Below are 20,143 nucleotides of genomic sequence, written 5' to 3' on the forward strand. Positions count from 1 at the left end.
CGCTGAAGTGGGGTGTTTCATCGGGTGCTTCTTCTTTGCGTGGGGAAACTGGTTCTGGCGAGTCGCTGTGCCGCGCGCTACTTGGACGCCGTGCCGTCGCCGCCGCTGGGCGCGGGTGCCGCGCCGCCGGAGCTGCTGCCGCCGTTCGGCCCGCTCATGCCGCCGACGGCCGTGCCGCCTTCGGAAGGGCCCTTGTGCTCAGCGGAAGATTCGACCTTGTCGCCGGAGTCGGCGGGCTTGATGCCGGCGGGGCTGGCGCCCGAAGGGGCGGCGGCAGGCGCGCTCGGTGCACTCTGCGCTGTGTTGGCGGCCGGCTTGGGGTCGCAGGCGCTCAACAGCACACCGAGGCCCAGGCAGAGGCCCAGGATTGGCAGGCGCTGACATCTCGGCATCGACACTCCTTCGGGGGAAAGGACGGTCAGATAGTGGAATGTTTTTGCTTCCCCCGATGCGACCGGCAGGAAATGCCTGATCGGCGCACCGGGGTGTTTTTTCGGATCATGCGACAGCGACCGGATGCGATCAAGTAGGCCAACACCTGCAATCGGTGGCCAATGACCCCGCAATAACCCTTGAATCCCGCCGTGCGCGGGCCTCTGGGCTATCGTCGCGGCCATGAATGCCTCCCTCCGCCTTGGCTGGCGCACGCTCTGGCGCGACCTGCGTGCCGGCGAGCTGCGCCTCTTGATCGTTGCCGTGGTGCTGGCCGTGGCCGCGCTCACCGCCGTCGGCTTCTTCGCCGACCGCCTGCAGGGCGGCCTGAAGCGCGATGCGCGCCAGCTGCTGGGCGGCGACGCGGTGGTGGTCAGCGACAACCCGACACCAGAAGCCTTCGTGGCACAGGCGAAATCGCTGGGCCTGCAAGGCACCGGCACCTACGGCTTCCCGACCATGGCGCGCGCCGACGACGCGCAAGGCGGCGCCAGCAAGCTGGTGGCACTGAAGGCCGTGACCGCGGGCTACCCGCTGCGCGGCAGCCTGCAGACCTCGGCCACGCTCGAGGGCGCCGGCGCGGTCACGCGCGACATTCCGCCCGCGGGCGAGGTGTGGGTCGACGCCTCGCTGCTCGACTCGCTCGGCCTGAAGGTGGGCGACCCGCTGCTGCTGGGCGACACCAGCCTGCGCGTGGGCCGCGTGATCACGCTGGAGCCCGACCGCGGCGCCGGCTTCATGAGCTTCTCGCCGCGCGTGATGCTCAACCAGGCCGATGTGGCGCGCACCGGGCTCGTGCAGCCGGCCAGCCGCGTAGGCTACCGCTATGCGGTGGCTGGCAACGACGCGGCGGTGAAGCGCTTCACCGACTGGGCCGATGCCACGCTCAAGAAGGGCGACCAGCGCGGCGTGCGGCTCGACTCCTTCGAGGGCGGCCGCCCCGAGATGCGCCAGACGCTCGACCGCGCGGAGAAATTCCTGAGCCTGGTGGCGCTGCTCGCGGCGCTGCTGTCGGCGGTGGCCGTGGCGCTGGCCGCGCGCGGCTTCGCGGCCAGCCACCTGGACGACTGCGCGATGCTGCGCGTGCTCGGCCAGAGCCAGCGCACCATCGCCGCGGCCTACGCCTTCGAGTTCGCGGTGATCGGCATCGTGGCCAGCGGGCTGGGCGTGGCCATCGGCTTCGGGGTGCACTACGCGTTCGTGCTGCTGCTGGCGGGGCTGGTCGAAACCGCGCTGCCGGCCGCCACGCTGTGGCCCGTGGCCTTCGGCCTGGGCATGGGGCTGACGCTGCTGTTCGCCTTCGGCCTGCCGCCGGTGCTGCAACTGGCCAAGGTGCCGCCGCTGCGCGTGATCCGGCGCGACGTGGGCGGGCTCAAGCCGGCGTCACTGGCGGTGCTGGGCATCGGCGTGGCGGGCTTCGCGGCGCTGCTGATGGCGGCGAGCAGCGACATCAAGCTGGGCCTGATCGCGGTCGGCGGCTTCGCGGGCGCGGTGGCCGTGTTCGCGTTGCTGAGCTGGCTGGCGGTGAAGGTGCTGCGCCGCAGCGTGAACGAGACCACCGCGCCGCGCTGGCTGGTGCTGGCCACGCGGCAGATCTCGGCGCGGCCGGCCTATGCGGTGGTGCAGGTCAGCGCGCTGTCGGTGGGCCTGCTGGCGCTGGTGCTGCTGGTGCTGCTGCGCACCGACCTCGTGGCGAGCTGGCGAAAGGCCACGCCGCCCGATGCGCCGAACCGCTTCGTCATCAACGTCATGCCCGACCAGAGCGAGGCCTTCCAGAAGTCGCTGCGCGACGCGGGCGTGGGCAAGTTCGACTGGTACCCGATGATCCGCGGCCGGCTGATCGCCATCAACGACAAGCCGGTGACGCCCGACGACTACGCCGAAGACCGCGCCAAGCGCCTGGTCGACCGCGAGTTCAACCTGAGCAACAGCGTGCAGGCGCCCGAACACAACAGCATCACGGCCGGCAAGTGGACGCCCGACGCCAAGGGCGAGGTGAGCGTGGAAGAGGGCCTGGCCGAGACGCTGGGCCTGAAGCTGGGCGACTCGCTGCGCTTCGACATCGGCGGCATGCAGAACGACGCGCGCATCACCTCGCTGCGCAAGGTCGACTGGGGCTCGCTGCACGCCAACTTCTTCGTGATGTACACGGTGGCCTCGCTGGCCGACGTGCCCACCACCTACATGGGCGCCTTCCGCGCGCCCGAGACGCGCGGCTTCGACAACGCGCTGGTGCGCAGCTACCCGAACGTGACCAACGTGGACATGAGCGCCACCATCAACCAGGTGCAGCGCGTGCTCGACCAGGTGATTCGCGCGGTGGAGTTCTTGTTCGGCTTCACGCTGGCCGCCGGCCTCGTGGTGCTGTTCGCCGCGGTGACGGCCACGCGCGAGGAGCGCGCGCGCGAGTTCGCGGTGATGCGCGCGGTGGGCGCGCGTGCCAGCCTGCTGCGCCAGGTGCAGCGCGCCGAGCTGGCGGGCGTCGGCCTGCTCGCGGGCTTCCTCGCGAGCATCGTGGCCTCGGCCATCGGCTGGGCGCTGGCGCGCTACGTGTTCGAGTTCACCTGGACCGCGTCGCCCGTGGTGCCGCTGGCCGGTGCGCTGGCCGGCGCGGTGCTGGCGCTGGGCGCCGGCTGGTGGGGGCTGCGCGACGTGCTGCGCCGGCCGGTGGTGGACACGCTGCGGCGCGCGGCGGAATAAGGCGCGAAATAAGGCGAGAAACAGGGCACGGAACAGGGCACGGAACAGGGCACGGAACAAGGCGCAGGTTTTTTTCTTCTGTCATCGGCAAGACGGGGTCGGGGATGCAATACATTCCCCGACCCCGTATTCAATTCAGAAGAGAAATTCCTGCATGCGCTTGGCGTCATTCCAGATCACCAACTTTCGCTCGATCAACGACAGCGGCCTCATCGATTCCTCGCAGATCACGGCGATCCTCGGTCGAAATGACAGCGGCAAATCGAACCTGCTGCGCGCACTCCACAGCCTGAACCCGGCGGAAGGCCTGGTCGAACTCAGCCCCATCAAGGACTTTCCGCGCCACCGCCGCCTGGAAGCGTGCACCGCCGACACGCCGGTCGTGTTCACGCGCTGGCGCCTGGACGACAGCGAACAGGCCGCGCTGGCCGAGATCCTGCCGCGCGCGGCCGGCGTGCGCCACGTCACCGCGAGCCGGGGCTATGCCGCCTCGCGCTCGGCCGGGCTCGAAGGCCTCGCGCCGCTGTCGCTCGACGTGAGCGACATCAAGGGCAAGGTCCGCAAGATCGTGCCGGCCGTGAAGGCCGCCGCCGAGAAGGTGGCCGAGGAAGCGCGCGCCGCGCTCGAGCAGGAGGCCGACACCTTCGACGCCGCGATGATCATGAGTCCCGACCACGTCAAGTGGTCGGCCGGCGCGGTGCAGGCCATGCAGGCGCTGCGCAAGGCGCTGGCCGCGGCCGACGCCGAGCTCAGCGACAAGCAGGACCAGATGCTGGCCGAGCTGGAGGAACAGGCGCGGTCCATTGCCAACGACGAACCGGCGCTCGCGCGCGCACAGGCCTGGGTGCTCGAGAAGCTGCCGCGCTTCATCTACGTGGACGAATACCCCGCGCTGCCGGGCCGCCAGAACATCGCCGAGTACCTGGGCCGCCAGGGCTGGGGGCAGCTCACGCCCGCGCAGCAGAGCTTCGGCAAGCTGTGCAAGGTGGCGGGGCTCGACCCGCGGCAACTGCAGGGCCTGCTGGAGAAGAACGACCTGGCCACGCGCAACCAGCTGGTCAACCGCGCCGGCTCGGTGGTGACGGCCGAAATTCGCCGCCTGTGGAAGGACCGCCCGCTGAAGGTGCGCTTCAACCTCGACGGACAGCACCTGGACACGCTGGTGTCGGACGCCGGCGAGGCCTACGAGGTCGAAGTGAACCTGGACGAGCGCAGCCGCGGCTTCCAGTGGTTCTTCTCGTTCTACGTCACCTTCTTTGCCGACACGCAGGGCGGCGGTGCGGAAGATGCCGTGCTGCTGCTGGACGAGCCGGGCCTGCACCTGCACGCGCACTCGCAGGCCGACCTGCTGGCGCATTTCGAGGCCGACTTCGGCAACCAGATCCTCTACACCACGCACTCGCCGTTCATGGTGCCCACGCACCGGCTGGACGCGGTGCGCACCGCCAGCCTGGACGAGAGCCACGGCACCACGGTGAGCAACACGGCGCAGGGCGACGAGCGCACGCTGTTCCCGCTGAAGGCCGCGCTGGCGCTGAGCCGGGTTGCGCAGAGCGAGCCGGTGAAGGCCGAGGCCGCGAAGCCCGTGGCGGCGGTGAAGGCGGAGGCGACGAAGCCGGCTGCCGCCGCGAAGACGGTGGCCGCGGACGGGGTGAAGCCTGCCAAGGTGGCCAAGGCCGCGGAAGTGGCGGTGACGGTGGCGCCTGCCGTTGCCGCGCCTGCTGCCGCGCCGGCAACCGCGAAGGTCGAGGCTGCCAAGCCGGTGGTCGTCGAGAGCGCGAAGCCTGTTGAAGCGGCGCCCGTTGCCGCGGCGGCAGCACCTGTTGCAGCGCCGGTTGCGGCCCCCGCCGCAGCACCTGTGCCGGTGGAGCAGCCGGAGCCCGTGAAAGCGGAAGCTGAGGAGAGCGCCAAGCCCGCGGAAGTGGCGCCTGTCGTCGCAGCCGCGATCGCCATCGAGCCGGAACCCTCGAAGCCCGTGATCGCGGAAAGCGCCAAGTCCGAAGAGGCGCCTGTCAGCACTGTCGCCGAACAGGCGGGCGACGAACTCACGCAGGCCGCGTAGGAGCCAAGGGCCGCGCTCGCGACTGGCCCGACTCATGCGGCGCTGACCCAACGGCGCATGGGCAGGCTTTTCAGGTCGGCGAACCCACCGGCTGCAGACTGAAAGCAGCGCCGCGCGATCTCATCGTCGCCGAGCGCGAGGACCTTGAGAAGAGCGCGCGCCCCGTGCGCTGGGCATCGCCGTTCCCCGCGAGGGTCAGGCGCGCGCCGGCTTCGGAAAAGCGCTTGATGGCGTCGCCGCGAATGCCGCGATGTCTTCTTCCCTGAACATGTGCTCCCCCGCGAAGTCCACGAACGCCCGCACCTTCGGCGACAGCTGCCGGCTCGACGGCCACAGCGCGGAGAACTGTCCCTGCCGCGCCAGGTGCGTGGCCAGCACGCGCTGCAGCTCGCCGCGGCCCAGCGAATCGCGCGCCAGGAAGTCGGGCATGTAGGCCACGCCGAGTCCGGCGATGGCGGCGCCCAGCATCGCTTCCATGTTGTTGCACAGCAGGCCGGGCGGCAGTTGCTCGGGCAGGCCGGGCAGGTTCCATTCCTCGACCTTGCCGCCGGTGGCGAACTTGTAGCGCAGGCAGGCGTGGCGCGCCAGGTCGCCCGGCACCTGGGGCACGCCGTGGCGCGCCAGGTAGGCCGGCGAGGCCACCAGCACAAACTGGAACGGGCCGAGGCGCCGCGCGATCAGTTGCGAGTCGACGAGGTCGCCGCTGCGGATGGCCACGTCGACACCCTCGGCGATCACGTCGACCAGCCGGTCGTTGAAGTCGAGGTCGAGCTCGATCTCGGGGTAGCGCGCCTTGAAGGCCGGCAACACCGGCAGCAGGAATCGGTAGCCGATGGTCGGCAGGCTCACGCGCAGGCGGCCGCGCGGCGCGGCCACGGCGTCCTGCATCATGGCCCGCGCGTCGTCCAGCTCGTCGAGGATGCGGCGGCAGCGCTCGTGGAACATCGCGCCTTCCTGGGTGAGCCGCGTGTGGCGCGTGGTGCGGTTGAACAGGCGCACGCCGAGCTGCTGCTCGAGCCGCGCGACGTTCTTGCCCACCGCCGACGCCGAGATGCCCAGCAACCGGCCGGCCTTGGCGAAGCTCAACAGGTCCGCCGCGCGCACGAAGGATTCGAGTCCGCTGAAACTGTCCATGGATTGGCAACCTTGGGTTGGGGGTCTGAGGATCAATGGTGCCATTCTTCTTTCATTGAATCCTTTTTATCTTCGTGCTCCCGCTTCTTCCTTTGTGCGAAACCCCCGATGTCCTCGACTTCTTCCAAGAACTGGCTGCTCGCCGCCGTCTGCCTGGCCGCGCTGGGCATGCCGTTGAGCTTCACCGGCCCGGCGGTGGTGCTGCCCGCCATCCACGGCGCGCTGGGCGGCAGCCCGGTGCAGCTCAACTGGGTGACCAACGCCTTCATGCTGAGCTTCGGCGCCACGCTGATGGCCGCCGGCGCGCTGGCCGATGCCTACGGGCGCAAGCGCGTGTTCCTGCAGGGCCTTGCGGTGGTGGCGCTGAGCAGCGCGCTGCTGACGCTGGCGCCCGGCATCGTGGCCTTCGACCTGGCGCGCGCGCTGCAGGGGCTGGGCTCGGCCGCGGCCTTCGCGGCGGGCACGGCGGCGCTGGCGCAGGTGTTCGACGGCGCGGCGCGCACGCGGGCGTTCAGCCTGATCGGCACCTCGTTCGGCGTGGGGCTGTCGTGCGGCGCCATTCTTTCGGGCTGGCTGGCCGAGACCTTCGGTTGGCAGGCCGTGATGCTGAGCCCCGGCGCGGTGAGCCTCGCGGCGCTGTGCATCGCCGCGCCCGGCATGCGCGAGTCGCGCAACCTGCAGGCGATGGGGCTCGACCTGCCGGGCACCGTCAGCTTCACCGCCGCGCTGAGCCTGCTGACGCTGGGTGTGCTGCAGGCGCCCGACAGCGGCTGGGGCAGCGCGTGGGTCTTAGGCGCGCTCGCGGGTGCGGTGCTGATGGGCGCGGCCTTCATTGCCATCGAGCGGCGCGTGGCGCACCCGATGCTCGACCTGTCGCTGTTGCGCATTCCGCGCTTCGTCGGCGTGCAACTGCTGGCCGCCGCGCCGGCCTATGGCTTCGTCGTGCTGCTGGTGCTGCTGCCGATCCGCTTCATCGGGCTGGAAGGGCGCAGCGCGCTGGAGGCGGGCAGCTTCATGTTCGCGCTGTCGGGGCCGATCCTCATCGTGCCCACGCTGGCGGCCTCGCTGGCGCACCGGTTCTCTGCCGGGGCGATTTCCGCGGCGGGGCTGCTGGCGTGCGCGGCGGGCCTGTTCTGGCTCGGCCGCTGCGCGCCGGGCGCGCCGCTGCACGAGCTGGCGGGCGCGCTGCTGCTGATCGGCGCGGGCATCGGCCTGCCCTGGGGCCTGATGGACGGGCTCGCCGTGAGCGTGGTGCCGCGCGAGCGCGCGGGCATGGCCTCGGGCATCTTCAACACCGTGCGCGTGGCGGGCGAGGGGATCGCGCTGGCGCTGGTGGGCGCGGGCCTGACGGCGCTGGTTGCGGCGCGGCTGGGGCCTGCGGCATCGGCATCGCAGGCCGCGCAGCGCGTGACCACCGGCGACCTGTCGCAGGCGCTGGCCCTGCTGCCCGGCATGGACCGCGCGGCGCTGCTGCAGGCCTACGGCGCGGCGTTCGGCACGCTGCTGTGCGTGCTGGCCGGCGTGACCGTGCTGACGGCGCTGGTGGTGTTCGTGTTCCTGCGCGGCGAGGCGCCGGCGCATGAACCGGAACCTGAAGAAGCCGCCGTGGCGCTGGAGTCGCCCGCCCGCTGAAAGGGCTCAGGTCCCGGCCGCCTCGAAGATGTCGCGCAGCCACTGCGTGAACACACGCACGCGCGACGACAGCTGGCGGTTCTGCGAATACAGCACCGACACCGGCATCGGCGGCGGCGCGAACCCGGGCAGCAGCACCTGCAGCCGGCCATCGGCCAGTTCGCCGGCCACGCGGTAGCGCGGCACCTGCACCAGCCCTAGGCCCGCGACGGCCGCGCCGGTGTACAGGTCGGCGCCGGTGACCGACACGATGCCGCCCAGCTGCACCGTCGTCACGCGGCCCTCCACCGTGAACTCGAGCGGCACCGCCTTGCCCGTGGCGCTCGAGATGTAGTTGACGGCGCGGTGCGCGGCCAGCGCCTCCACGCTCCGGGGCTCGCCGTGCGCCGCCAGGTAGGCCGGGCTCGCGACCGTCACCTGCGCCAGCAGCGCCACGCGCCGCGCGACCATCGACGAGTCCTGCAGGTTGCCCGCGCGCAGCACGCAGTCGACGCCTTCGCGCACCAGGTCCACCAGCCGGTCGTCCTCGCCGATGTGCAGTTCCAGCTCGGGGTAGCGCGCCAGGAAGGCGGGCAGCGCGGGCACCACGAAGTTCCGCGCCAGCGTGCCCTGCAGGTTCACGCGCAGCAGGCCCTTGGGCGCCTCGTCGCGGAACAGGCCTTCGGCTTCCTCGACGTCGGCCAGCAGCCGCACGCAGCGGCGGTAGTAGGCCTCGCCGTCCTGCGTGAGGCGCACCGTGCGCGTGGTGCGCTCGAGCAGGCGGGTGCCGATGCGTTGCTCGACGCGCTTGATCAGGTTGGTGACGGTGGCGCGCGGAATCTGCAGGTCTTCCGACGCCTGCGTAAAGCTCTGGCGCTCGGCGATGCGCACGAAGGCCTGCATTTCCTGGAAGCGGTCCATGGGCGATGCCTGCATTTATTGTTGAAGTAAATGGAATGGTAATGGCGATATGCGGCTGATTATCTTTGCAGCGGAACGATCGATCATTCGCCCCACCCACTCACCACTGCAAAGGAAACACAGCCATGAACAAGCCCACGAACTCCCAGGTCGCCATCGTCACCGGCGCGTCGCGCGGCATCGGCGCCGCCGTCGCGCAGCGCCTCGCCAATGACGGTTTCGCCGTTGCCGTCAACTATGCCGCCAGCCCGGCGCAGGCCGAGGCGCTGGTCGCCGAGCTGCAGGCCGCCGGCGCCAGGGCGATCGCGGTGAAGGCCGATGTGTCGAAGGCCGACGAGGTGCGCGCCCTGTTCGACACGGTCGAGGCGCAGCTCGGCAAGGCCGACGTGCTCGTCAACAACGCCGGCGTGCTCAAGGTGGCGCCGCTGGCCGCGCACACCGACGCGCTGTACGACCAGAGCTTCGACATCAACGTGCGCGGCACCTTCAACACGCTGCGCGAAGCCGCCACGCGCCTGAACGACGGCGGGCGCATCGTCAACTTCTCGAGCACCACGCTGGCGCTGAACATGCCGGGCTATGCGATCTACAACGCCACCAAGGCGGCGGTCGAGGCTTTCACGCACGTGTTCGCCAAGGAGCTGCGCGGCCGCGACATCACGGTGAACGCCGTGGCGCCGGGCCCGATCGCCACCTCGCTGTTCCTGGACGGCAAGACCGAGGAGCAGATCCAGGCCTTCGCCAGGATGCCGCCGCTGCAGCGCCTGGGCCAGCCCGGGGACATCGCCTCGGTGGTGTCGTTCCTTGCGGGCCCCGACGCGGGCTGGGTCAACGGCCAGGTCCTGCGCGCCAACGGCGGCATCGCCTGAGGCCGCGCCGGCGCAACCCGACACACGGAGAACACACATGCCAAAGCAGATCATCCTCGTCACCGGCGCGGGCACCGGCATCGGCAAGCTCAGCGCGCAATCGCTGGCGGAGGCGGGCCACGTCGTCTACGCGTCGATGCGCGACATCGCGGGCCGCAACGCGGGCCGTGCCGCCGAACTGCGCGCGCTCGCCGCGGCGAGGAACATCCAGCTGCACCCGCTCGAACTCGACGTGCTCTCGCAGGCATCGGCCGACGCCGCCGCCGCGGCCGTCGTGCGCGAGCAGGGCCACCTCGACGTGGTGATGCAGAACGCCGGCCACCTGGTGGTCGGCCCCACCGAGGCGTTCACCCCCGACGAAATCGCCAAGGTGTTCGACACCAACGTGCTCGGCGCGCAGCGCGTGAACCGCGCGGTGCTGCCCTACCTGCGCAAGCAGGAGTCGGGGCTGATGCTGTGGATCGGCAGCACCACCACCAAGGGCGGCTTTCCGCCGTTCATGGGGCCGTACGGCGCGGCCAAGGCCGCGATGGATTCGCTGGCGGTGACGCTGGCCTACGAGATCGCGCGCTTCGGCATCGAGACGTCCATCGTCGTGCCGGGCGCCTTCACCCGGGGCACCGACCATTTTCCGAGCGCGGGCAAGCCGGCCGACGCGGCCACCGCCGCCGCCTACGCCCGCTACGACGGCGTGATGGACCAGATCGGCGATCGCCTGTCGGCACTCACGCCCGACAACGCCGACCCGCAGGCCGTGGCCGACGAGATCGTGCGCATCGTGGGCCTGCCCACGGGCACGCGGCCGATGCGCTCGCTGATCGATTTCGTGGGCGACGGCGCCGCGGAGGTGTTCGAGGTGTCGGAGCGCGTGCGCATCGCGTTCGCGAAACGCATCGGCATGGGCGACCTGCTCGAGGCGAAGGTGCGGCGCTGATCGGAACCAGGCAAGGCGTCACAAAAGCGGGTCGGTCTTCCTGTCCAATAGCGCCATGGAAAACCAACCCGACGCCCTGGCCGAACGCGTGACCGAACTCGAGATCAAGTCGAGCTATGCCGAAGACCTGCTGGACCAGCTCAACATGACGATCTACCGCCAGCAGCAGCAGATCGACCGTCTGATCGTGCAGGTCACGCAGCTGAGAGAGCAGAGCCAGAACGCGATGCAGGACGGCTCGGGGAGCAACCCGCGCGACGAGTTGCCGCCGCACTATTGAAGAGGTCGCCCGGCTGTGCGAATTCAGCCGTGCGAATTCAGCCGTGCGAACTCAGCCGTGCGAGTGCCAGAGCACCGCGAAGAAGTGGCAGGTGCTGCCCGCCAGCACGAACAGGTGCCACACCGAATGGGCGTAGCGCACCTTGTTGTCGAACAGGAACACCACCGCGCCGGCCGTGTAGAACAGCCCGCCGGCCACCAGCCAGCCCAGGCCCGCCGCCGACATGCGCTCGTACAGCGGCACGGCGGCCATCAGCGCCATCCAGCCCATCGCCACGTAAAGGCCGGTGGACCACAGCGGATGCTGCAGCCTGTTGAACAGCTTGGCGCTCACGCCCAGCGCGGCCGCCGCGCAGATGGCGCCGAACAGCGTCCACCCCAGCGGCCCGCGCAGCACGCCGAACAAGAAGGGCATGTAGCTGCCCGCGATGAACAGGTAGATGGCCGCGTGGTCCAGCCGGTTGAACCAGGCCTTGGCGCGGCCCATGGGCAGTGCGTGGTACAGCGTGGAGATCAGGTACAGCACGATGGCCGTGCCCGCGAACAGGCACGCACCGACCACGCCCGCGGCCTGGCCCTTGTGCACCGCGCTGTAGACCAGGATGGGCAGCGCGGCAATGGCCAGCGCCAGGCCCAGGCCGTGGCTCAAGGCGTTGAAGAGTTCTTCCATCGCCGTCTGGTCGCGCGCGGCCAGGACAGAGGTGCGGGGCGAAGCTTGCGTCTGCGAACGAGCGGTCATCGGTACCTCATGCAAGTGCGGTGAATGCGGTGAATGCCATGGCGGGCTTGCAAGAAGCGCACCGTGCCCGCCCAGCTTACTTGACCTGCTGTTTGCCCAGCTTGCGGGCCAGCGTGCGCCGGTGCATGCCGAGCCTGCGCGCGGTCTCCGAGATGTTGAAGCCGGTCTCGGCCAGCGTCTCGTGGATGCGCTCCCATTCGAGCGTCTTGATCGACGTGGAGCGGTTGGTCAGCTCCACCTCGGTGGTGCCGGTGGCGCGGCCGAAGGCGGCCTCGATGTCGTCGGTGTTCGACGGCTTGGCCAGGTAGTGGCAGGCGCCCAGCTTGATGGCTTCCACCGCGGTGGCGATGCTGGCGAAGCCCGTGAGCACCACGATCAGCATCTTGGGGTTGTGCCGGTGCAGCATCTGCACACAGGCCAGGCCCGAGGCCTCGCCGTTGAGCTTCAGGTCGACCACGGCGAAGCCCGGCGACAGGGAGGCCAGCAGCGCCTCGACCTCGGCGAGGTTGCCCGCCTGCGCCACGGCATAGCCGCGGCGCTCGAACGAGCGCCCGAGCGTGCGCGCGAAGGCGTCGTCGTCCTCGACGATCAGCAACTGGCGCTCAGCTCCGGTTTCGCTCATGGGCTTCCGTTTCGATGGTCTCGCTGCCGGGGAGCTTGCGCTCCCCTTCGAATTCTTCGTTCATGCCGTCCTTCAGGCCGTCCTTCAAGTCCTCTTCGAGGTCCTCGTCGGCTTCGTCCTCTTCCAGCACGATGGCCGCCAGCGGCAGCGTGATCTTCACGACCGCGCCGCCCTCGGGCCGGTTGCCCGCCGCCACGCGGCCGCCCACCGTGCGCGCCACGTTCACGACCAGGAACAGCCCCAGGCCGCCGCCGGGGCGGCCCTTGCTCGACTGGTAGGGTTTGCCGAACTCCTTCAGGATGCCCGGCAGGAAGCCGGGGCCCGCGTCGGTGACGGTGATCGTCAGCGCGTCGGCGTCGTGCGCCGCCTCCAGGCGCAGCCAGTGCGGCGACGCCTCCAGCGCATTGTCGAGCACGTTGCAGATCATCTGCTTGAGCGCCGAGTCGGAGACCATGGGCAGGTCCCGGCCAAAACGGTTGTCGTACTCGAAGTCTTCCACCGGGCGGGTGGTGCGCCATTCCACGATCAGGTCGTCCAGGAAGGTGCTGACGGTGGTCTCCTCGGACGACTCGCCGCGCGCCTCGCCGGCCGACAGCAGGATGCCGCTCACGATGCTCTTGCAGCGCTGGATCTGCAGCTCCATCTCGGCCACCTCGGTCAGCAGCTCGGGGTCGGAGTTGAAGTGCGGCAGCCGGCGCCAGTCGCCCAGGATCACCGCCAGCGTGGCCAGCGGCGTGCCCAGTTCGTGCGCGGCGCCGGAGGCCAGCAGGCCCATGCGAACGATGTGTTCTTCCTCGGAGGCGCGCTGGCGCAGGTCGGCCAGGCGGGCGTCGCGCGCGCGCAGGTTGCGGCTGATGCGGGTGATGAAGATCACCAGCAGCGCGGCGTTCAGCGCGAAGCACACCAGCATGCCCTGCACGTAGGGGCTCGACAGGCCGCGCTGGTGGTCCAGCGGCAGCGCGAGCGGGCGCGAGAACAGCGCCAGCCCGGCAAAGCAGATGCTGGTGATGACCACGATGGTCCAGGTCGACCAGGGCTTGAGCAGCACCGCGCCCAGCGTCACCTGCAGCAGGAACAGGAACACGAAGGGGTTGGTCGCGCCGCCGCTCAGGTAGAGCTGGGCCGTGAGCGTGGCCACGTCGACCAGCAGCGCGAGGAACAGTTCGCCGTTGGTCACGCGCCGGTGGTTGCGCGAGCGCAGCAGGCTCACCATGTTGAACAGCGCCAGGCAGGTCAGCACCTGCAGCATGTGGTCCAGCGGCAGCCGGATGTCGAAGCCGTAGTGCACCACCAGGATGGTGGCCACCTGCCCGACCACCGCGAACCAGCGCAGCTGGATCAGCTGCTGCATGTTCTGGTGACCGGTGGCGTTGTCCAGGCTGGCGACCCCGGCGCGGGGGGCGTGCAGCTCCCCCGCGACCGCCTCAGTGGCGGCGGGCATCTTCGGTGCGGCGGGTGTCGGCATGCGCCGCATTTTCGCCGCGCCGCACGAACCAGGCGGCAATGAGCACCATGAGCGCCAGGCCGTACCACGTGAGGGCGTAGACCAGGTGGCTGTTGGGGAAGGCGATGACCGTCAGGCCGCCGGCGGGCCAGGCGGGGGTGTCGGATGCGCTCGATGCGGCGGCTGCATTCGCGGCCGGAGAAGCGGCCGGGCTCGCTTCCGCGTCCACGAAGTAGGGCGCGACGTCCGTGAGCCCGCGCGCCTGCGCAATGGCCTGCACGTCGCGCGAGAACCAGCGGTCGGCGGCAGGGTCGTTCTTGCGCAGGAAGCCGCCCTTGGGTTCGCTCAGGCGCAGCAGGCCGGCGACGGCAACTTCGCCCTGGGGCTCGGCGGCGGTGCGCGCGGAGCGCTCGCGCGCCTCGGGCGGCACGAAGCCGCGGTTGACCATCACCACGCTGCCGTCGGCGGTGCGCAGCGGGGTCAGTACCCAGAAGCCGGCACCGAGACGGGTGCTGGCCTGGACCAGGGCTTCCTTTTCGTGGAGGAATGTGCCGGCAAGGCGGACATGCCGGTATTCGTCGTTGGCCGCGTTGACGGTGGGCCATTCGGTTCGCCCGGGCGGCGTGGAGGCCGGGGCGTGCACGCGTTGTTCGACGCGGGCGATGAGATCGAGCTTCCAGGCGCGGCGCTCGACCTGCCAGGTGCCCAGCGCGGCGAAGCCGGCAAAGGCAAGGACGGCGCAGACCGCCAGCGCCACCCGCGCGGCGGCTGAACGCTGGCGGACTGCTGCCGCCATCAGGGCATGTTCTTCATGTCGTGCATGGACGGCATCATGTTGGTGTTCATGTGATACATGACCCACAGCGAGCCGGCCAGCGTGATGACCACGACGACGATGGTGAAGATCAGCGCCAGCAGGTTCCAGCCGCCTTCGGACTTGGCGTCCATGTGCAGGAAGTACACCATGTGCACCACGATCTGCACCACGGCGAAGGCCAGGATCACCAGGGCGGTGGTGTTCGGCTTGTCGAACACCTTGGCCATCACCAGCCAGAACGGAATGGCGGTGAGGATCACGGCCAGCACGAAGCCGGTCATGTAGCCCTTGAAGGTGCTGTGGCTCACGGGGCCGTCGTCGTGGCCGTGGTCGTCATGGCCGTGTGCGCCGTGGCCGGCGGTGTCGATATGCGCGCTCATTGCAGCGATCCCATCAGGTACACGAAGGTGAAGACGCCGATCCAGACCACGTCCAGAAAGTGCCAGAACATCGACAGGCACATCAGGCGGCGGCGGTTGGCGGCGGTGAAGCCGTGCTTGGGCAGCTGGACCATCAGCACGATGAGCCAGACGATGCCGAAGGTCACGTGCAGGCCGTGGGTGCCCACCAGCGCGAAGAACGACGACAGGAACGCGCTGCGTTGCGGGCCGGCGCCTTCGTGGATCAGGTGCGCGAACTCATACAGCTCCAGGCCGATGAAGCCCGCGCCCAGCAGGCCGGTGATGGCCAGCCAGACCAGCACGCCGCGCATGCGCCTGCGCTGCATCTCGAGCATGGCGAAGCCATACGTGATGGACGACAGCAGCAGCAGCGAGGTGTTCATCGCCACCAGCGGCAGGTCGAACAGGTCGGCGCCCGAGGGGCCGGCCGCGTAGCTGCGGCCCAGCACGCCGTACACCGCGAACAGGCACGCGAAGATCAGGCAGTCGCTCATCAGGTAGAGCCAGAACCCCAGCAGGGTCCCGTTCTCCGGATGGTGGTCTTCGTTGCGGACGTTGAACAGCTCGAAGGTGGGCACGCTCGAGGCGTTGCCCACGGTGTTCGTGTGGGAGGGGAGGGCGGTACTGTTAGACATGGGCAGCCAGGAGGCGCGTGCGCGCGTCTTCGGTGCGAACGACTTCATCCGTGGGGATGTGGTAGTCGCGCTTGTAGTTGAAGGTGTGGACGATGATGGCGACGAGCATGGCAACGAAGCTCACGCCGGCCAGCAGCCACATCTGCCAGATCATGGCGAAGCCGAGCACCGCGCTCAGCGCCGCGATGATGAAGCCGGCGGCCGTGTTCTTGGGCATGTGGATCGGGCTGAAGCCGTCCAGCGCGCGCTGGTAGCCGCGGGCCTTCATGTCCGACCAGGCGTCGTTGTCATGGATGCGCGGGGTGAACGCGAAGTTGTAGGCCGGCGGCGGCGACGAGGTCGACCATTCCAGCGTGCGGCCGTCCCACGGGTCGCCCGTGGTGTCGCGCAGCGAGTCGCGGCGGATGTAGCTCACCACCAGCTGGATGATGAAGCAGCCGATGCCCAGCGCGATCAGCACGGCGCCGAAGGCGGCAACCTGGAACCAGATCTGCAGCGACATGTCCTGGAAGTGGCTCATGCGGCGCGTGACGCCCATCAGGCCGAGCACGTACAGCGGCATGAAGGCGGTCCAGAAACCGACGATCCAGAACCAGAACGAGCACTTGCCCCAGAACGGGTCGAGCTTGTAGCCGAAGGCCTTCGGGAACCAGTAGGTGATGCCGGCCAGCATGCCGAACAGCACGCCGCCGATGATCACGTTGTGGAAGTGGGCGATCAGGAACAGGCTGTTGTGCAGCACGAAGTCGGCCGGGGGCACCGCCAGCAGCACGCCGGTCATGCCGCCGAACACGAAGGTGATCATGAAGCCGATGGTCCACATCATGGGCAGCTCGAAACGGATCCGGCCGCGGTACATGGTGAAGAGCCAGTTGAAGATCTTCGCCCCCGTGGGGATGGAGATGATCATGGTCGTGATGCCGAAGAACGAATTCACGCTGGCGCCGGAGCCCATGGTGAAAAAGTGGTGCAGCCACACGAGGTACGACAGGATCGTGATCACGACCGTGGCGTACACCATCGAGGCGTAGCCGAACAGGCGCTTGCCGGAGAAGGTCGAGACCACTTCCGAGAAGATGCCGAAGGCCGGCAGGATCAGGATGTACACCTCGGGGTGGCCCCAGATCCAGATCAGGTTCACGTACATCATGGCGTTGCCGCCCATGTCGTTCGTGAAGAAGTTGGTGCCGACGTAGCGGTCGAGCGACAGCAGGGCGAGCACGGCGGTCAGGACCGGGAAGGCTGCAACGATCAGCACGTTGGTGCACAGGGCGGTCCACGTGAAGACGGGCATCTTCATCATGGTCATGCCGGGCGCGCGCATCTTCACGATGGTGGCCAGCAGGTTCACGCCGGAGAGCAGGGTGCCTACCCCCGCTATCTGCAACGACCATATGTAGTAGTCGACCCCCACGTCGGGGCTGAAGATGATGCCCGACAGCGGCGGGTACGCGAGCCAGCCGGTCTTGGCGAACTCGCCCACGAACAGCGAGGCCATCACGAGGCCGGCGCCGAAGGTGGTCATCCAGAAGCTGAAGTTGTTCAGGAACGGGAAGGCCACGTCGCGCGCGCCGATCTGCAGCGGCACCACGAAGTTCATGAGGCCCGTGACCAGCGGCATGGCCACGAAGAAGATCATGATCACGCCGTGGGCGGTGAAGACCTGGTCGTAGTGGTGCGGCGGCAGGAAGCCGGCGTTGTCGCCGAAGGCCATCGCCTGCTGGGCGCGCATCATCAGCGCGTCGGCAAAGCCGCGCAGCAGCATCACCAGGCCCAGGATGATGTACATGATGCCGATCTTCTTGTGGTCGATGCTGGTGATCCAGTCACGCCACAGGGGGCCCCAGAGCTTGAAGTAGGTCAGGGCGATGAGGACGGCGATGCCGCCCAGCACCACGCCGCCGAAGGTGGCAAGCAGGATGGGCTCATGGAAGGGAATCGCCTCCCAGGAGAGGCGGCCGAAGACCAGCTTCGTGAGGTCGAGGTGTTCGAGCATCGTTATTCTTCGGTGGTGCACATCGCCGTGACGTACTTGCGCTTGGGCGAATTGATGTTGTCGGGCTGCCAGGATTGCATGGTGGCGACGTTGAATGCGCCGGGCTTGCCCAGTCCGCCTTCGGCATCGATGGCCATCATCTGCTTCATGCACATCTTGCTGCTGTCGACGCAGCGGTTCAGGATGGCGTCGTACAGGTCGGGTGCGACGGTGGCGTAGTGGCGCACCGGTTCACGTTCGCTGGGCACTTCCAGCTTCTGGTAGAGCGCGCGGTTCAGCTCGCCTTCCTTGCCGGTCTTGACCTTGGCGACCCATTGGTCGAAGTCGCCCTGGTTCAGGCCGTGGAACTTGAAGCGCATGCCCGAGAAGCCGGCGCCGCTGTAGTTGGCGGAGAAGCCTTCGAACTCGCCCGGCTTGTTGATCACCGCGTTCAGCTTGGTCTCCATGCCCGGCATCGCGTAGATCTGGCCGGCCAGCGCGGGAATGAAGAACGAGTTCATCACCGAGGAGGCCGTGATCTTGAACAGGATCGGGCGGTCCACCGGGGCGGCCAGCTCGTTCACCGTGGCAACGCCCTGCTCGGGGTAGATGAAGAGCCACTTCCAGTCGAGCGCCACCACTTCGACCACCAGCGGCTTGGTGTCCGCGGGGATCGCGCGCTGGGCGTCGATGCGGCGCAGCGGCTGGTAGGGGTCCAGCGTGTGGGTGCTGATCCAGGTGATGGCGCCCAGGGCGATGATGATGAGCAGCGGGGCCGCCCAGATCGCCAGCTCGAGCTGGGTCGAGTGGTCCCAGTCGGGGCTGTAGACGGCTTCCTTGTTCGACTGGCGGTAGCGCCACGCGAACAGGACGGTCAGGGCGACCACCGGGATGATGATGATCAGCATCAGCACGGTGGAGACGACGATGAGGCGTCCCTGCTGATGGGCGATGTCGCCGGATGGGTTCATCAACACCGTGTTGCAACCGGCCAGGAGGACGACTGGAAGCAGCAGGAGTGATCGGCGAAGGTTCTTTAGGATGTGCATGCCGTGGGGAAAAGAGGTGCGAGGTCGGCGCAAAATGACCCCACAATCTACGCTGTGAGACGGGTTTTGCCTATTGGACGTTTTGTCCTATGGCGGTAAACGTGTTTCAGTGCGACGCTATGCGCTCTCCATGATCCTTATGTGTCGCGCCCCGGCGTGACACTCGAATTACAGCAAGCAATGACGACGTCCAGCATCAGTCCGCAAGGCGCCCATCCGCTGCCCAGCTCGCCCGAACGCGACGCCCGGCAAGGTGACGACCACTCGCACATCGCCCCGGGCGAAATCGCGGTCGGCGTGATCATCGGCCGCGCCTCCGAGTATTTCGACTTCTTCGTCTACGGCATCGCCTCGGTGCTGGTGTTCCCGGCGGTCTTCTTCCCCTTCGAGCAACACCTCGAAGGCGTGCTCTATTCGTTCCTGATCTTCTCGTTCGCCTTCATTGCGCGTCCGTTCGGAACTGTCATCTCGATGGCGATCCAGCGACGATTCGGGCGGGAAGCCAAGCTGACCCTGGCCCTGTTCGTGCTTGGCACCTCCACCGCCGGCATCGCCTTCCTTCCTGGCTACGCGAGCCTGGGCTTCACGGCCATCGTGCTGCTGTCGGTGTTCCGCTTCGGCCAGGGCCTGGCGCTGGGCGGTTCGTGGGACGGCCTGCCGTCGCTGCTGGCGCTGAACGCACCGGCCAACCGCCGCGGCTGGTACGCCATGCTGGGCCAGCTGGGCGCGCCCATCGGCTTCTTCATTGCCAGCGCACTGTTCGCCTTCCTGTACTCGAGCCTGCCGCGCGAGGACTTCCTCGATTGGGGCTGGCGCTACAGCTTCTACGTGGCCTTCGCCATCAACGTGGTGGCGCTGTTCGCCCGCCTGCGCCTGGTGGCCACCGACGACTACTCGCGCCTGCTCGAAGAGCGTGAACTGGAACCCACCAGCGTGGGCGAACTGGTCAGCTCGCAGGGCGCCAACATCCTGATCGGCGCGTTCGCCGCGCTGGCCAGCTATGCGCTGTTCCACCTGATCACCGTGTTTCCGCTGTCGTGGATCACGCTGTACTCCGACCAGTCGGTGACCGAATTCCTGGTGGTGCAGATGATCGGTGCGGTGCTCGGCGCCGCCGGCATCGTGGCCTCGGGCTTGCTGGCCGACCGCATCGGCCGCCGCTTCACGCTGGGCGGCCTGGCCGCCGTGATCGCCGCTTTCAGCGGCTTCGCCCCCACGCTGCTCGACGGCGGGCGGGCCGGCCAGGACATCTTCATTCTGGTCGGCTTCGTGATCCTGGGCCTGTCGTACGGCCAGGCGGCCGGTGCCGTGACCTCGAACTTCGCGCCCAAGTACCGCTACGTCGGCGCGGCGCTGACGGCCGACTTGGCCTGGCTGATCGGCGCGGCGTTCGCGCCGCTGGTCGCCCTCGGCCTGTCGGCCCACTTCGGCCTGGCCTATGTGAGCGTCTACCTGCTGTCGGGCGCCGTGGCCACGCTGGCCGCGCTGGGCCTGAACCGCGCGCTGGTGCGCGACTGAC

18 protein-coding genes are annotated in these 20,143 nt (G+C 68.7%); 7 read left to right on the forward strand and 11 right to left on the reverse strand.

Annotated elements, in window-relative coordinates; translation table 11 throughout:
- Positions 1 to 77: 77 nt before the first annotated feature.
- The gene (locus BM013_RS33795; RefSeq protein ID WP_093133347.1) at positions 78 to 392 is read right to left on the reverse strand and encodes a hypothetical protein; all 315 of its coding nucleotides are present in this window, start codon (positions 390 to 392) and stop codon (positions 78 to 80) included.
- A 223-nt stretch (positions 393 to 615) separates the two neighbouring features.
- Here BM013_RS33795 and BM013_RS33800 point away from each other — a divergent pair, with 223 nt between their 5' ends.
- Positions 616 to 3,132 carry an ABC transporter permease gene (locus tag BM013_RS33800; RefSeq protein WP_093133349.1) on the forward strand — a complete coding sequence of 839 codons (2,517 nt, stop codon included), beginning with the start codon at positions 616 to 618 and terminating at the stop codon, positions 3,130 to 3,132.
- A 154-nt stretch (positions 3,133 to 3,286) separates the two neighbouring features.
- Positions 3,287 to 5,194, forward strand: coding sequence for an AAA family ATPase (locus BM013_RS33805; RefSeq protein WP_256221819.1), 1,908 nt, complete (start codon positions 3,287 to 3,289; stop codon positions 5,192 to 5,194).
- A gap of 195 nt (positions 5,195 to 5,389) precedes the next feature.
- Here the strand turns inward: BM013_RS33805 and BM013_RS33810 are convergent, their stop codons facing one another.
- Positions 5,390 to 6,328, reverse strand: coding sequence for a LysR family transcriptional regulator (locus BM013_RS33810; protein ID WP_093133352.1), 939 nt, complete (start codon positions 6,326 to 6,328; stop codon positions 5,390 to 5,392).
- A gap of 108 nt (positions 6,329 to 6,436) precedes the next feature.
- On the opposite strand from BM013_RS33810, the gene BM013_RS33815 reads away from it, so the two are divergent.
- Complete coding sequence (locus BM013_RS33815; protein WP_093133354.1) at positions 6,437 to 7,960, forward strand: MFS transporter; 1,524 nt, start codon at positions 6,437 to 6,439, stop codon at positions 7,958 to 7,960.
- Between the two features lie 6 nt (positions 7,961 to 7,966).
- Here the strand turns inward: BM013_RS33815 and BM013_RS33820 are convergent, their stop codons facing one another.
- Positions 7,967 to 8,860: a LysR family transcriptional regulator gene (locus BM013_RS33820; protein WP_093133356.1), complete on the reverse strand. Its 894-nt coding sequence runs from the start codon at positions 8,858 to 8,860 to the stop codon at positions 7,967 to 7,969.
- A gap of 125 nt (positions 8,861 to 8,985) precedes the next feature.
- Between BM013_RS33820 and BM013_RS33825 the strand changes: the two genes are divergently transcribed.
- From BM013_RS33825 to BM013_RS33835, 3 genes are read left to right on the forward strand one after another with little or no spacing between them, the layout of a single operon-like run.
- The gene (locus tag BM013_RS33825; protein WP_093133357.1) at positions 8,986 to 9,729 is read left to right on the forward strand and encodes an SDR family oxidoreductase; all 744 of its coding nucleotides are present in this window, start codon (positions 8,986 to 8,988) and stop codon (positions 9,727 to 9,729) included.
- A gap of 37 nt (positions 9,730 to 9,766) precedes the next feature.
- Positions 9,767 to 10,663 (forward strand): SDR family NAD(P)-dependent oxidoreductase, encoded by an 897-nt coding sequence (locus BM013_RS33830; RefSeq protein ID WP_093133359.1) that lies wholly within the window; start codon positions 9,767 to 9,769, stop codon positions 10,661 to 10,663.
- Between the two features lie 55 nt (positions 10,664 to 10,718).
- Positions 10,719 to 10,943: a SlyX family protein gene (locus BM013_RS33835; protein WP_093133361.1), complete on the forward strand. Its 225-nt coding sequence runs from the start codon at positions 10,719 to 10,721 to the stop codon at positions 10,941 to 10,943.
- A gap of 51 nt (positions 10,944 to 10,994) precedes the next feature.
- Here the strand turns inward: BM013_RS33835 and BM013_RS33840 are convergent, their stop codons facing one another.
- The 8 genes from BM013_RS33840 to cyoA form a co-directional block, all read right to left on the reverse strand.
- Positions 10,995 to 11,681 (reverse strand): PAQR family membrane homeostasis protein TrhA, encoded by a 687-nt coding sequence (locus BM013_RS33840; RefSeq protein ID WP_093133363.1) that lies wholly within the window; start codon positions 11,679 to 11,681, stop codon positions 10,995 to 10,997.
- A 76-nt stretch (positions 11,682 to 11,757) separates the two neighbouring features.
- A complete protein-coding gene (locus tag BM013_RS33845; RefSeq protein ID WP_093133365.1) occupies positions 11,758 to 12,303 on the reverse strand; it encodes a response regulator transcription factor in 546 nt (181 codons plus the stop codon).
- The gene (locus BM013_RS33850; protein ID WP_256221820.1) at positions 12,284 to 13,744 is read right to left on the reverse strand and encodes an ATP-binding protein; all 1,461 of its coding nucleotides are present in this window, start codon (positions 13,742 to 13,744) and stop codon (positions 12,284 to 12,286) included. The genes BM013_RS33845 and BM013_RS33850 overlap by 20 nt, the downstream gene beginning before the upstream one ends.
- Complete coding sequence (locus BM013_RS33855) at positions 13,728 to 14,543, reverse strand: SURF1 family protein (protein ID WP_093133367.1); 816 nt, start codon at positions 14,541 to 14,543, stop codon at positions 13,728 to 13,730. The genes BM013_RS33850 and BM013_RS33855 overlap by 17 nt, the downstream gene beginning before the upstream one ends.
- Positions 14,543 to 14,944 (reverse strand): cytochrome o ubiquinol oxidase subunit IV, encoded by a 402-nt coding sequence (cyoD, locus tag BM013_RS33860; protein WP_093133369.1) that lies wholly within the window; start codon positions 14,942 to 14,944, stop codon positions 14,543 to 14,545. Before cyoD ends, BM013_RS33855 begins: the two co-directional genes overlap by 1 nt.
- Positions 14,941 to 15,600, reverse strand: a complete 660-nt coding sequence (gene cyoC, locus BM013_RS33865; protein WP_093133504.1) for a cytochrome o ubiquinol oxidase subunit III — start codon at positions 15,598 to 15,600, stop codon at positions 14,941 to 14,943. The genes cyoD and cyoC overlap by 4 nt, the downstream gene beginning before the upstream one ends.
- Entirely contained in the window at positions 15,593 to 17,596 is a 2,004-nt protein-coding gene (gene cyoB, locus BM013_RS33870) for a cytochrome o ubiquinol oxidase subunit I (protein ID WP_093133371.1), read from the reverse strand. The genes cyoC and cyoB overlap by 8 nt, the downstream gene beginning before the upstream one ends.
- 2 nt (positions 17,597 to 17,598) lie before the next feature.
- Positions 17,599 to 18,624, reverse strand: a complete 1,026-nt coding sequence (cyoA, locus tag BM013_RS33875; RefSeq protein ID WP_093133373.1) for a ubiquinol oxidase subunit II — start codon at positions 18,622 to 18,624, stop codon at positions 17,599 to 17,601.
- A 180-nt stretch (positions 18,625 to 18,804) separates the two neighbouring features.
- Between cyoA and BM013_RS33880 the strand changes: the two genes are divergently transcribed.
- Entirely contained in the window at positions 18,805 to 20,142 is a 1,338-nt protein-coding gene (locus tag BM013_RS33880) for an MFS transporter (protein ID WP_093133375.1), read from the forward strand.
- Position 20,143: the final 1 nt, after the last annotated feature.

Source organism: Variovorax sp. OK605 (assembly GCF_900115445.1).
Taxonomy (GTDB): Bacteria; Pseudomonadota; Gammaproteobacteria; order Burkholderiales; family Burkholderiaceae_C; genus Variovorax.

Bases quoted from the DNA above. Each gene is read 5' to 3' on its own strand.
- BM013_RS33795 (WP_093133347.1), bottom strand. From the start codon at position 392: ATGCCGAGATGTCAGCGCCTGCCAATCCTGGGCCTCTGCCTGGGCCTC.
- BM013_RS33800 (WP_093133349.1), top strand. From the start codon at position 616: ATGAATGCCTCCCTCCGCCTTGGCTGGCGCACGCTCTGGCGCGACCTG.
- BM013_RS33805 (WP_256221819.1), top strand. From the start codon at position 3,287: ATGCGCTTGGCGTCATTCCAGATCACCAACTTTCGCTCGATCAACGAC.
- BM013_RS33810 (WP_093133352.1), bottom strand. From the start codon at position 6,328: ATGGACAGTTTCAGCGGACTCGAATCCTTCGTGCGCGCGGCGGACCTG.
- BM013_RS33815 (WP_093133354.1), top strand. From the start codon at position 6,437: ATGTCCTCGACTTCTTCCAAGAACTGGCTGCTCGCCGCCGTCTGCCTG.
- BM013_RS33820 (WP_093133356.1), bottom strand. From the start codon at position 8,860: ATGGACCGCTTCCAGGAAATGCAGGCCTTCGTGCGCATCGCCGAGCGC.
- BM013_RS33825 (WP_093133357.1), top strand. From the start codon at position 8,986: ATGAACAAGCCCACGAACTCCCAGGTCGCCATCGTCACCGGCGCGTCG.
- BM013_RS33830 (WP_093133359.1), top strand. From the start codon at position 9,767: ATGCCAAAGCAGATCATCCTCGTCACCGGCGCGGGCACCGGCATCGGC.
- BM013_RS33835 (WP_093133361.1), top strand. From the start codon at position 10,719: ATGGAAAACCAACCCGACGCCCTGGCCGAACGCGTGACCGAACTCGAG.
- BM013_RS33840 (WP_093133363.1), bottom strand. From the start codon at position 11,681: ATGACCGCTCGTTCGCAGACGCAAGCTTCGCCCCGCACCTCTGTCCTG.
- BM013_RS33845 (WP_093133365.1), bottom strand. From the start codon at position 12,303: ATGAGCGAAACCGGAGCTGAGCGCCAGTTGCTGATCGTCGAGGACGAC.
- BM013_RS33850 (WP_256221820.1), bottom strand. From the start codon at position 13,744: ATGCCCGCCGCCACTGAGGCGGTCGCGGGGGAGCTGCACGCCCCCCGC.
- BM013_RS33855 (WP_093133367.1), bottom strand. From the start codon at position 14,543: ATGGCGGCAGCAGTCCGCCAGCGTTCAGCCGCCGCGCGGGTGGCGCTG.
- cyoD (WP_093133369.1), bottom strand. From the start codon at position 14,944: ATGAGCGCGCATATCGACACCGCCGGCCACGGCGCACACGGCCATGAC.
- cyoC (WP_093133504.1), bottom strand. From the start codon at position 15,600: ATGTCTAACAGTACCGCCCTCCCCTCCCACACGAACACCGTGGGCAAC.
- cyoB (WP_093133371.1), bottom strand. From the start codon at position 17,596: ATGCTCGAACACCTCGACCTCACGAAGCTGGTCTTCGGCCGCCTCTCC.
- cyoA (WP_093133373.1), bottom strand. From the start codon at position 18,624: ATGCACATCCTAAAGAACCTTCGCCGATCACTCCTGCTGCTTCCAGTC.
- BM013_RS33880 (WP_093133375.1), top strand. From the start codon at position 18,805: ATGACGACGTCCAGCATCAGTCCGCAAGGCGCCCATCCGCTGCCCAGC.